Source organism: Lysobacter sp. Soil_C_15 (assembly GCF_057657315.1).
Window position 1 is genome coordinate 32,440 of record NZ_JBDGIR010000014.1, and the last position, 12,526, is coordinate 44,965.

At 69.8% G+C, this 12,526-nt stretch carries 7 protein-coding genes; 5 read left to right on the plus strand and 2 right to left on the minus strand.

Annotation, left to right across the window (positions count from 1 at the left end):
• The first annotated feature begins 89 nt into the window (after positions 1-89).
• The 3 genes from aceA to AC3A57_RS21920 all read left to right on the plus strand — a co-directional run bounded on the left by aceA (position 90) and on the right by AC3A57_RS21920 (position 6,281).
• Positions 90-1,391 carry an isocitrate lyase gene (gene aceA, locus AC3A57_RS21910; RefSeq protein ID WP_487580833.1) on the plus strand — a complete coding sequence of 434 codons (1,302 nt, stop codon included), beginning with the start codon at positions 90-92 and terminating at the stop codon, positions 1,389-1,391.
• Between the two features lie 1,292 nt (positions 1,392-2,683).
• Complete coding sequence (locus AC3A57_RS21915) at positions 2,684-3,706, plus strand: GGDEF domain-containing protein (protein WP_255595563.1); 1,023 nt, start codon at positions 2,684-2,686, stop codon at positions 3,704-3,706.
• A 25-nt stretch (positions 3,707-3,731) separates the two neighbouring features.
• The gene (locus AC3A57_RS21920) at positions 3,732-6,281 is read left to right on the plus strand and encodes a putative peptide modification system cyclase (RefSeq protein ID WP_487580834.1); all 2,550 of its coding nucleotides are present in this window, start codon (positions 3,732-3,734) and stop codon (positions 6,279-6,281) included.
• Positions 6,282-6,435: 154 nt separating this feature from the next.
• On the opposite strand, the gene AC3A57_RS21925 is transcribed toward AC3A57_RS21920, so the two are convergent.
• Entirely contained in the window at positions 6,436-6,798 is a 363-nt protein-coding gene (locus AC3A57_RS21925; protein WP_487580835.1) for an NHLP-related RiPP peptide, read from the minus strand.
• 249 nt (positions 6,799-7,047) lie between these two features.
• On the opposite strand from AC3A57_RS21925, the gene AC3A57_RS21930 reads away from it, so the two are divergent.
• Positions 7,048-8,226, plus strand: coding sequence for a putative peptide maturation dehydrogenase (locus AC3A57_RS21930; RefSeq protein WP_487580836.1), 1,179 nt, complete (start codon positions 7,048-7,050; stop codon positions 8,224-8,226).
• 103 nt (positions 8,227-8,329) lie between these two features.
• Complete coding sequence (locus AC3A57_RS21935) at positions 8,330-9,412, plus strand: NAD(P)H-dependent flavin oxidoreductase (protein ID WP_487580837.1); 1,083 nt, start codon at positions 8,330-8,332, stop codon at positions 9,410-9,412.
• Between the two features lie 120 nt (positions 9,413-9,532).
• Here the strand turns inward: AC3A57_RS21935 and AC3A57_RS21940 are convergent, their stop codons facing one another.
• The gene (locus AC3A57_RS21940) at positions 9,533-12,439 is read right to left on the minus strand and encodes a LysM peptidoglycan-binding domain-containing protein (RefSeq protein WP_487580838.1); all 2,907 of its coding nucleotides are present in this window, start codon (positions 12,437-12,439) and stop codon (positions 9,533-9,535) included.
• Positions 12,440-12,526: the final 87 nt, after the last annotated feature.

The following is a 12,526-nucleotide window of genomic DNA, read 5'->3' on the forward strand; positions in this document are numbered from 1 at the left end:
GACATCGCAAGCCGCGTGTCGCGGCTGAGGGCCGCTCCTACAGGCGCAGTACCCCCACGTCACCAGACCCAACGTAAGGAATCGAAGTCATGAGCCACACGCTGCCGACCGCCGACCAACTCCGCCACGATTGGGCCACCAATCCGCGCTGGGCCGGCATCACCCGCCCGTACTCGGCCGAGGACGTGGTGCGCCTGCGCGGCACCGTGCCGGTCGAACACTCCATCGCCAAGCTCGGCGCCGCCAAGCTGTGGAACTACCTGCAGACCGAGGACTTCATCAACGCGCTCGGCGCGCTGACCGGCAACCAGGCCATGCAGCAGGTCAAGGCCGGCCTCAAGGCGATCTATCTGTCGGGCTGGCAGGTCGCCGCCGACGCCAACATCGCCGGCGAGATGTACCCCGACCAGTCGCTGTACCCGGCCAACTCGGTGCCGCAGGTGGTGCGCCGGATCAACAACACCCTGCTGCGCGCCGACCAGATCCAGTGCTCGGAAGGCAGCGGCGAGGTCGATTTCCTGCAGCCGATCGTGGCCGACGCCGAAGCCGGCTTCGGCGGCGTGCTCAACGCCTTCGAGCTGATGAAGGGCATGATCGAGGCCGGCGCTTCGGGCGTGCACTTCGAAGACCAGCTGGCCTCGGTCAAGAAGTGCGGCCACATGGGCGGCAAGGTGCTGGTGCCGACCCGCGAAGCGGTCGAGAAGCTGGTCGCCGCGCGCCTGGCTTCCGACGTGATGGGCGTTCCGACCCTGATCGTCGCCCGCACCGACGCCGAAGCCGCCGACCTGCTGACCGCCGACATCGATCCGAACGATCGGCCCTTCACCACCGGCGAGCGTACCGTCGAAGGCTTCTACAAGACCCGCAACGGCCTGGATCAGGCGATCAGCCGCGGCCTGGCCTACGCGCCCTACGCCGATCTGGTGTGGTGCGAGACCGGCAAGCCGGACCTGGAGTTCGCGCGCCGGTTCGCCGAGGCCATCCACGCCAAGTTCCCGGGCAAGCTGCTGGCCTACAACTGCTCGCCGAGCTTCAACTGGAAGAAGAACCTGGACGACGCCACCATCGCCAAGTTCCAGAAGGAAATCGCCGGCTACGGCTACAAGTTCCAGTTCATCACCCTGGCCGGGTTCCATTCGCTGAACTACTCGATGTTCAACCTGGCGCACGGCTATGCGCGCCGGCAGATGAGCGCCTTCGTCGAATTGCAGGAGGCCGAGTTCGCCGCCGCCGAAAAGGGCTTCACCGCGGTCAAGCACCAGCGCGAGGTCGGCACCGGCTACTTCGACGCGGTGACCCAGACCATCCAGGGCGGGCAGTCCTCGACCGTGGCGCTGAAGGGCTCGACCGAGGAAGAGCAGTTCCACGACGGCGCCAAAGTCGCGGCCTGAGGCCGCAGGCCGGACCGATCGCGGCGGCGTTGCGGCGCCGCCGCCCGAGGGCCCAGCGCGGGGCCCTCGTCTTTTGCCCCGCGCGGCATCGTTCCCGCTCCCTCTCGCCGCGTCTTTTCCTGGACGCCTGCAGGAGCGGCGTCCCACAGGGATTTCCTCCGGTCATGAGCCGCGACCACGGAACGCGCAGAAGATCCAAGGCCGACGTCATAGATCGAAATCCGAAACCATCGCCCCGATCTCGCCACGTCTTTGTCCTGCGCCCTTGTAGGAGCGGCGTGAGCCGCGACCAAGGGACGCGCAGAAATCCAAGGCCGACGCTATAGATCGAAGTTCAAGGCCATCGCCTGTAGGAGCGGCGCAAGCCGCGACCGTCATCCTTCCTTCTCGCCGCGTCTTTGTCCTATGCCCCTGTAGGAGCGGCGTCCCACGGGGATTTCCTTCGGTCATAAGCCGCGACCGCGCTCTTGCGGTCTCGCGGCGTTCGTCGTTCGAACGCTTCTAAAGCTCAAAAGCTCCAAAGCTCCAAAGCAAAGCTTCCGTCCGCAAGCGGCCGGGTCACTTTCTTTGTCCAAGGCGACAAAGTCCCACGGGATTTCCTTCGGTCAAAAGTAACCAAAGAAAACGCCATTCCTGTTTCGAATCAAAAGCCACTATGGGACGAGGCCTGCGCAGGGCTGCTCCGCACAGGCCATCCCTGGCCTGGCTGCGCACGGGCCGCATCCCTGCGGCCCGCCCTCCGGGGCTTCAGGGCGTTCTCGCGAGGTCGAAGCTCCGCCAGGCTCTTTACGGCAACGGCAACGGCAACGGCAACGGTGAGCGCCATCTTGGCGCCATCCTTGGGCGCAGGCCGAGACCGGTCGGTCCGGTCGCGGGTAGCCGGCACGGGGCAGGGGACCGGTTCGCCGCGTCCGTCGCGGTCCCGCTACGACTAATTAACTAGGGCGCCGCGCGCCGGTCCGATGCGGACCCGCGCGTCGCCGGGCGTCCTGAACAGGCGGCCGTCCTTGCCGTCGCACCTGCCCGGAGGCCGATCCGATGAATAGGCCGGCACGCGTCCGCCGACGGTGCGCGGCGGCTGGCCGGGTTGCGTCGCTGCAACATGCGTCCGCCATGGGCGCCGTGCCATCATGGCGCCGCGGCGATCGGGCCTGGGCCCTCGGCAGAGCGCTGGCCGATCCGGCCGGCGCACGGCGTTAGCCGTTCAGACCAGGTGCTATCCTGCCGCTGTGGCCCCACAGGACGCGGGGTGTGGGGAGATCGGGATGAATCGCGACGTGACGGTGCCGACGATGGCCCGCGAGACCGACAATACGATGACGACCGCGGCGCCGACGGACGCGGCGACGGCCGTCCTCACGCCCGGCGAATTCGAATTGTTCGCCGAGATCGGCCGGCCGCGCCGGGTCGAGGCCGGCCAGGTCGTGTTCCGCCGCGGCGAGCTCGGTACCACCATGTTCGTGATCGCCCGCGGCGCGGTCCTGCTGGACTTCGGCGACGACCTGGTGACCAAGCGCCTGGGCGTGCGCGAGTTCTTCGGCGAGCTCGGCCTGCTGATCGGCGACCACGCCCGCAGCGCCGACGCCATCGCCGCCACCGACGGCCTGCTGGTCGAACTGCGCCACGAGGAGTTCCAGCGCCTGGTCGACCGCGACCCGGCCCTGGTCTCGCATTTCCTGCGCCGCGCGATCATGCGCGTGGTGCTCAACGAGCAAAGCCTGATCCGGCGCCTGCGACGGCGCAACCAGGACCTGGAGGCCGCGCTCGACAGCCTGTACGCGACCACCCACCAGCTCAACCAGACCGAAGAACTGGTCCGCACCGACGATCTGACCGGCCTGTACAACCGCCGTGGCCTGACCCTGCACCTGCAGGAAAGCCGCGCCCTGGGCATGCCGGAGACCATGGGCCTGATCCTGGTCGACTGCGACCGCTTCAAGCAGGTCAACGACGACCACGGCCACCTGGCCGGCGATCGGGTGCTGCAGAGCGTGGCCAATATCCTGCGCTCGGTGGCCGGGCCGGAGGACATCGCCTGCCGCCTCGGCGGCGACGAGTTCTGCCTGCTGGTGGCCGCCTCGACCCGCCAGGACGTCATGCGCTTCGCCGAGTTCATCGTCGCGACCGTGCACGGCCTGCTGGACATCCCGCAGTCGCCGCCGACGATCTGCCCGGTCAGCGTCGGCGCCTGCCTGGTCAGCGCCAAGTACGATTGGAACGATTGGTATGCGCACGCCGATGGCGCGCTGTATCAGGCCAAGCGCCTGGGCGGCAATCGGGTGCATTGGCAGGATGCCGAACTGACGCCGGCCTGAGCCATCGTCGACAAGGATGCCGTTGATGAACGACGCCCACCGCCCGAACCCCGACGGGCCGCAGCTGCGGACCCTGTTGCTGACCGACCTGTGCGATTCGACCACTCTGGTCGAACGGCTCGGCGACGGCCCGGCGGCGGGTCTGTTCCGCGAGCACGATCGCCTGGTGCTGCAGCTGCAGCAGCGTTGGCGCGGGCGCTTGATCGACCGCTCGGACGGCCTGTTGCTGTTGTTCGAGCGCCCGATCGACGGCCTCGGCTTCGCCCTGGACTACGCCCGCGGGCTGCGCGAGCTCGGCGCCAGCCGCAAGGTCGAGCTCAAGGCCCGCGCCGGCCTGCACGTCGGCGAGGTGCTGACCTGGCGCAACAGCGACGAGGCGGTGCGGGTCGGGGCCAAGCCGGTCGAAGTCGAGGGCCTGGCCAAGCCGATGGCGGGGCGGTTGATGGCGACCGCGCGGCCGGGGCAGATCCTGCTCTCGGCGGTGGCCGAGCCGCTGGCCCATCGCGCCGCGCGCGAGCTGGGCGAGCGCGGCCAGCAACTGCTGTGGAAATCGCACGGCCGCTGGCGCTTCAAGGGCGTGCCCGAGCCGCAGGAGATCTATGAGGTCGGCGAGCCTGGGATCGCCCCGCTGCGCGCGCCGCCGAACGGGCCCAAGGCCTGGCGCGACATCCCGCTGTGGCGGCGCCCGGCGGCGCTGGCCGCGGAGCTGGCGGTGCTGGCGGTGATCGGCACCGGCATCTGGTTCGCGACCCGGCCGCAGCCGGCGATCGCCTTCAACCAACGCGACTGGGTGGTGGTCGGCGACCTGCGCAACCTGACCGGCCAGAGCGTGCTCGACGATTCGCTGGAGCAGGCGTTCCGGATCAGCCTGGAGCAGTCGCGCTACGTCAACGTGCTGTCCGACCTCAAGGCGCGCGACACCCTCGACCGCATGCACCGCAAGCCCGACACCGTGCTCGACCGCTCGATCGCCTCGGAGATCGCGCTGCGCGACGGCGCGCGCGCGGTGATCCTGCCGACCGTGGCCGAAGTAGGGGGACGGGTGCGGGTCAGCGCCGAGGTCATCGATCCGCACACCCAGACCACGGTCTACGCCGAATCCGCCGACGGGGTCGGCGCGGCCTCGGCCCTGGCCTCGATCGACGAAGTCACCACCGCCCTGCGCGGCAAGCTCGGCGAGGCGCTGAAGAACATCGAGAAGGACTCCGAGCCGCTGCCCAAGGTCGCCACCGGCAACCTCGACGCGCTGCGCGCCTACGCCCTGGGCGCCAAGGCGTACGCGCATCGCCAGTTCGACGACGCCCTGCAGTACTTCCAGCGCGCGGTCCAGATCGACCCCAATTTCGCCCTCGCCCACATGGGCGTGATGCGGGTGTACGTCAGCAACGCCGACACCGACGCGGCGCGGCCGTACCTGGAGAAGGCCCAGCAGTTGCGCGACCACCTGACCCCGCGCGAGGCGATGTACCTGGACGCCTGGGCCGCGGAGTTCGGCCCGAAGCCCTCGCGCAACGCGCCGCAGAAGTGGAGGATGCTGGCCGAGTTCTATCCCGACTACTTCGCCGGCCGCTACCAGTACGCCTGGTCCGAATTCCTGGCCAACGATTTCAAGGACGCGCTTGAGGCGACCACCGCGGCCACCGCGCCGCAGGAGCCGCTGCGCAACGTCGCCTTCGAGCTGGCCGGCCGCGTGCACCTGTCGCAGGAACGCTACGCCAAGGCGATCGAATCGTTCAAACAGGCCGAGGCCAGCGGCCATTACCCGCCCAACCGCCGCCATGCCGCAGCGTTGGCGGCGATGCGCCGCTTCGACGAGGCCAACCGGATCCTCGACGGGCTCACCGCCGACGGCGATATCGGCTCGGCCAACCTGACCGTGCAGTTCGAGCGCATCTCCGTCGCCCTCGATCAGAACGACCTGGTCCGTGCGCGCGCGCTGTCGCGCAAGGCGGCCGAGGTGGCGCGCGACGCCGGCCCGCTGGTGCGGCATCCGATCCGCTTCACCGACTTGCTGGTGCGCAGCGTGTCCGGCCAGAGCCGGCCCAGCGCCAGCGAGATCGAACAGTTCGCCCAGGGCGTGCTCAACGATGCGGCCAAGCCCGGCAGCGCCGACCAGGACGATTTGTCGGTGATCGCGCTGGCGGCGGTGCGGCTGGCGCAGCGCCAGGGCGAGCGCGCCGTCGCCGAACGCCTGTTGCCGCGGGTGGCCGGGCTGGTCGACGCCAGCGGCAATGTCCAGTCGCAGAAGCTGCTGCGGGTCGCCTACGCCGAACAGGCGCGCCTGGGCGGCGATCCGCAGCGCGCGGTGCGCGAGTTGCGCGCCCTGCTCGACGACAGGGAGCCGTTCCAGGCCCGGGTCGCCTTGCGCGATGCCCTGCTCGCGGCCGGCCGCAGCGACGAGGCCGCGCGCGAGAACCAGTGGATCGCCGAGCACCGCGGCCGCGCCTACGCCGAACCGTTCGGCGGCCAGGTCTTCGTGGCGATGAACGTCGCCGACGCCGCGCGCGCGCAACGCGAATCGGCGCGCACCGTGGCGGTGGTCAAGGTGACCGCGCCGATGGCTGCGGCCGGCTGAAACCGGAACGGCGGTTTTCGCCGCGCTGGCTTGCGCCGCCGGCGCGAGCCGGGGCCCGCCTGCGCGGCGTGCGCTGCGGCGTAGCGGAACAGGGCGGTTCCGTCGCGGCGGCGGGCTCCCCGGCCCGGCGCCGCGCGGAATCGGCGGACGCGGCTTAGCTCAGTACGCTGCCGCCGCCCGAGCCGACGGCGCCGCCGGCGGTGGCCTGGACCTGACCGAACTCGAGCACGAACACCACGGTGTGGGTGCCGGCCGAGGTGAAGTAGTCGCGCAGCACGTCGCGCGAGGCCTGCAGTTCTTCCTTGCTCGCCAGCATGCTGACGTTGAGGCAGCTGCCGCCGGCCAGCGCGGCTTCGCTTTGCAGCGGCGCCAGGCCGAGGCTTTGCAGCGCACCCTCGGGATTGCTGGCGAAGCGTTGCCGGAACTGGTCGTCCGAGCTCAGCAGGTCGAGCAACTTGTCGGCGACTTCGGGCGCCAACGGCGGATGCCCGGGCTGGCCGTTGTTTTCGATAGACATCTGTTTCCCCTTGTGAAGACCCGGCTTGGGCCTGTCTGCGGCGGAATTTATCTCTGATCTGGAGCGGCGAACAACCTTTACGCTCCACTGAGCAGTCACGCGAAAGCGCTGGAGGGTCGGCCAATCGCGTTCCGATGAACGCGTTCAGCTAGCTGCCTGCGGCATCGCCCGGCATCATGGCGCCTGCCGGCGCGATACGCGCGCCGCGGACGCCGCCTCGCGGCGATCCTTCTACGACTCGGGGCGTTCATGCGCATTCGCCGTTGCAGCGTGCTGTTCCTGGAGCCGCGCGAAGACGTGGCTTTCGATCTGTCGTCGCTGCTGTCCGGCGGCGCCGGACTGGCGCGGCGACGGCGCTGGCTGGCGCTGGCCGCGCATCTGGACAGCGAGACCGAGATCGATGCGGCGCAGCGCGAATTGCTCGGCCGGATCGGCCCGGGCGAGTGGGCCGACGCGGCGGCCTTCGACGCCGACGCCGCGACCCTGGCGCGATTGCTGGATGCCGGCCTGGTGCTGAGCGACGGCGACGAGCCGGCGCGCGCAGCCTGGCGCGAACGCGACGAACGCCTGCGTGCGGCGTACTGGTGGCCGGCCGCGGCGATGATGCACCGGCTGGCGCGCTGGCAGGGCCTGGACAGCGTCGGCGCGATGGAGGCCAACGAACTGCACACCGCACCGGACCTGCGGCGCAAGCTAGGCGCGCCGCCGCCGCACGCGCCGTCGCGCGCCGATGCCGGGCCCAGGCTGGCCTTGCCGCGCGCCGGCGATACCGATTTCGACCGCCTGCTCGCCCAGCGCGCGACCTGCCGCAACTTCGACCCGGCGCGGACGCTGAGCCGCGAGCTGTTCGCGCATATGCTGCAGCGCGTGTTCGCCGCGCAATCGATGGTCGCGGTCGCCGACGACACGGTGTTCCTCAAGAAGCACTCGCCCTCCGGCGGCGGGCTGCATCCGACCGAGGCCTATCTGATCGTGCAGCGCGTCGACGGCATCGCGCCAGGGCTGTACCACTATCACCCGGTCGATCACGCGCTGGAGCCCTTGCCGGCGCCGGACGGCGAGCTGCACCAGTTCGCCCTGCGCGCCCTGGCCGGACAGCACTGGTTCGCCGATGCCGCGGCGATGGCGGTGCTGACCCCGCGCTACGCGCGCAGCTTCTGGAAGTACCGTTATCACGCCAAGGCCTACCGCGCCCTGCTGCTGGACAGCGGCCACCTGTCGCAGACCCTGTACCTCAGCGCGACCGAGCTCGGCCTGGGCGCCTTCATCACTGCGGCGATCAACGAGGTCGACATCGAGCAGGCCTTCGGCCTGGATCCGCTGGTCGAAGGGCCGCTGGCGATCTGCGGCTTCGGCTGGCGCGGCGAGCGCATGCGCAACACCGAGTTCGATCCCAGCGGCGCGATCTGGCCGCGGCCGGCGCAGTAGCGGTCGCGCGCAGGCGTCGCGCGGGGGGCGGCCAAGCGCGGCCAGGACGGCGCCGTGGGCGCGGTGGCATGCTGGGCCTCCCGTTACGACAGGTGCGACGCGCATGTGGCCCGATCGCCGTATCCAGGACTTGTTCGGCATCGAACTGCCGATCGTGCAGGCGCCGATGGCCGGGCCGAACCTGGCCGAGCTGGCGATCGGCGCCGCCCGGGCGGGGGCGCTCGGTTCGCTGCCGTGCGCGACGCTGAGCGTCGAGCAGGCGCTGGCCCAATGTCGGCAGGTGCGCGAGGCGACCGCTGCGCCGCTCAACCTCAATTTCTTCTGCCATCGCCCGCCCGCAGCGGATCCCGCGCGCGAGGCGGCCTGGCGCGAACGTCTGGCCGGCTACTACCGCGAGTACGGCCTGGACCCGGCGATGCCGTCGCCGCCGTCGAGCCGGGCGCCGTTCGACCCGGCGTATTGCGAGCTGGTCGAGCAGGTGCGGCCGCAGGTGGTCAGCTTCCACTTCGGCCTGCCGGCGCCGCCGCTGCTCGAACGCGTGCGCGCGACCGGCGCGCGCATCGTGTCGTCGGCGACCACGGTGGCCGAGGCGCGCTGGCTGGAAGCGCACGGCTGCGACGCGATCGTCGCCCAGGGCGCCGAGGCCGGCGGCCATCGCGGCGTATTCCTGTACGACGGCCCGCTCAAAGACGGTGTGTCGACCCAGGTCGGCCTGTTCGCGCTGTTGCCCCAGGTGGTCGATGCGGTGCGGGTGCCGGTGATCGCCGCCGGCGGCATCGGCGATGCGCGCGGCATCGCCGCCGCGTTCGCGCTCGGTGCGGCGGCGGTGCAATTGGGCACCGCCTATCTGTTCTGCCCGGAGGCGAAGCTCTCGCCCTTGCACCGGCAGGCCCTGCGCGAGGCGCGCGACGACGGCACCGCGCTGACCAATCTGTTCACCGGCCGGCCGGCGCGCGGCATCGTCAACCGCCTGATGCGCGAACTCGGCCCGGTGTCTGCGCTGGCGCCGGAGTTCCCGCTCGCCGGCGGCGCGCTGGCGCCGTTGCGCGCGCCGGCCGAGGCCGCCGGCGAGGCCGGCTTCATGCCGCTGTGGTCGGGACAGGCGGCGCGGCTGGGACGCGAGCTGCCGGCGTACGAGTTGACGCGCGCTCTGGCGCAGGAAGCATTGGCGTTGTTGCGGCGCTGAGGGGCCGGCGATAGCGCTGGAGCGGTAGAGCCAAAGCAAATCCCCCCTTACCCCCTTTTTCAAAGGGGGGGGGATTTGCCTTTCGGCTTCCCTGCGCCGCGACCCGCGAGCGGCGAACCCTCAGGCCTTCGGCAGTTCCGGCAGGCCCAGGTCGCGGATCACCGCTTCGAGGTGGCCGATGGTGCTGATGTTCGCGTTCACCTTCACCGCCATGCCGCCGCCGCCGTGGATGAAGGTCTCCGGGCGATAGACCGCGGTATCGCTGCCGAACTTGCCGACGTCGCCGTCGATGTCGTCCAGGGCGAAATGCAGCTGGCTGCGCAACTTGTCGAGCTGGCCGTCGTCCATGCTGTTGACCCAGTCGACGAACTTCTTCTGATCGGCCGGGTTGTCGAGCTTGTAACCCTTGTCGGTGGCGTAGCGGGTGAGCAGCGTCACCGGACTCCAGCCCTCGCCGCTCTGGTCGACCAAGGCTTTGGAGGTGGCTGCGTCGAAGCCGGCATGGCTGAGGAACTTGGCCGAGGTTTCGTTCATGTGCGCGTTGGAGTGATCGACCCGGTCCTTCATGGTCAGGCCGATCGTGCCGATCGCGACCAGGGCGATGCCGACCGGGCCCAGCCAGCTGCCGGCGCCGAGCGAAGCGGCCAGGCTGGTGCCCGACAGCGCGGCCATGGTGCCGCCGACGCCGCTGACCGCGTACAAGCCGGCGCGGACGTTGTCTCCTGCGGAGTAGCTGGTCGCCGCCGCCCAGTAATCGAGCCCGGCGCTGAGGTGGCCGAACACGCGGTCGGCGCGCGTCATGCGGCCTGGGTCGATGCTGCTGCCGTCGTTGGCGCGGTTGCCGGCGCCGAAGCGGCCCAGGGCCGAGTTCTCGGCGACCATGCCCAGGCCGACCGCGAGCTCGGTGCCCTTCTGGCCCAGCGAAGCGGCGTCGACGATGGCCTTGATGTCGTTGCGGTTGGCCAGGGTGAACTGGCCGTCGTTGGCCTTGCCCTGCGAGTTGAGGTAACCGATGGTGGCGAAGCCGACGCCGACCATGCGCAGCACTTGGCCGACCGGCTGGTTCTTCTCGAACGTCGGGCGATGGCCTTCGGCGGTGAAACGCTTGTCGACGTTGTCCATCGCCTCGGCATGGGTCTTGAGCTTGTCGACGATCTGCTGGGTGCCGTCGCCGGCGGCCGGCAGGCTCTTCTTCAGTTCGTCGACCAGCTTGACGTAGCTCTGGTATTTGCTGCTGTCGACGTCCATGCCCAGCGCCTTGACCAGGGTCGGATTCTTCAGCCGCTCGATCGCCTGCTCGGCCTGCTGGATGCTGGCCGGATTGCGCGGGTCGTAGTTCTGCGCCGCCGCCAGCACGTCGTTGCGGATGTAGGCGTTGGCCAGCTCCTTGGTCAGCTTCAGGCCCTGTTCGCCGAGCTTGGCGTCGTAGGCGTTCTTCTGCATCAGCCGCTTGCCGGCCTCGCTGTCGATGTACTCCGGATGCTTCTTCAGCGCCAGGCTGATCGCGTAGGAGGACTTGGAGTCGCCGAGGATGCCTTCGATGGCCTTGTCGGCGGCGGCCTTCTGGTCCGGCGGCAGATTGCCCAGGCTCTCGATCTGGTCGAGCAGGGCCTGGCCGCCCTTGGCGACCTTTTCTTCCATCGCCTGGATGTTCTTTTCCCAGTTCGGATCTTTCTTCAGCTGGTCGGCGGTGTAGTCCTGGATCGCCTTGTTGAGCTGGTCCGGCGTCATCGAGCCGCCGTGGTTGCTGATCAGCCAGGTCAGCTCGTCGGTGGCCTTGGCCAGCTTGTCGACGTCGCCGTTGAGGCTGCCGGCATAGGTCTTGACGCCATCGATCGCGGTCGCGGTGATGCGCTCGCCGCCGCCGGCCTTGGCGATCGCGACCAGCAGGTCGGGGCGCGCGCCTTCGGCCACGGCGAGGTGGATCTGGCTGGCGTCGACCGGCAGGTCGGCCATGCGCTGGACCACCGCATGGCCGTCGGCGGTGTTGCCGACGCGCCCGGCGATGTGCACCAGCGCGGTGGTGCCTTCGATGCCCAGGCGAATGCTGTAGCCGTCCTTCTCGGCGCGCTGGAAGAAATCGTTCAGGGCATCGGTGCCGCGCCCGGCCAGTTCGTTGGCGACGCGCGGATCGGCCTTCTCGACCAGGGCCTGCAACTGCAGCAGGCTTTCCTTCGGCGGCGCGCTCGGGCCGCTGCGCGAGTTCTCCCACGGTTCGCCCTGCAGCGGCGCGGTGAACGACGGCGCGATCTTCTCGTCCATCAGCTTGTCGAAGCCCGGGCTGGACAGCAGCCGCGTCTGCGCTTCCGGCGACAGCTTGGGCAGGTCGCGGCTCAGCGACTCGACCGCGCCCTTGGCGTCGGGCATGGCGTTGGCGGTCGACAGCGCGGTGTCGACTTCGTGCTGGACGCCGAAGTCCTTGACCGCCGCCTCGGCCGCGGCCTTGCCGGCCGGGTCGTTCTCGAAGCGCTTGATCACCGCCGCGCCGTACTGCTCGATCGCCTTGCTGTCGAAGATATCGCCGGTCGGACGCGAATGGGCGGCGAACTCGGCCTTGATCTCGGCGCCGATCGCGTCGCGCAGTTCGGTGCGCGCGGTATTGGCCTGGCCGGCGTAACCGCTGCGCAGCGGCTGGTAATCCGGGTCGTTGTGATTGCGCTGGTAGCCGCTCTCGAACGCGGTCAGGTTGTCTTCGGCGGCCAGGTACTTGCTCATCGCCTGATCGCTCTTGCCCTGCTCGGGCGTGGCGTTCGGCGCCGCCTTGGGTTCGGCGTGCTGTTTGATCGTCGGCACGATCAGGTTCTGCCCCGGCTTCACGCCTTCGGCGCCGAGCTGGTTGCGGTCGGCGATGTCCTGCGCGGTCACCGGCGCTTCCGGCGTGCTGTACTTCTGCGCGATCGACTCCAGGCTCTCGCCGTTCTCGACGGTGTGGAACTGCTCCTGCGGCTGCGGCGGCGGCACCGTCTGCGCCGGCTGCTGGAAGTACTGCGGGTAGTAGGACACGCCATCGAGAGTCGGGAAGCCCATGGGGCGATCGCCTGGGTGAGGGGAGGTCGGCGGATTAGAACAACTCGCCACGACGTCGCCTAGCTAGGGCGATCACGGATGTGTTTT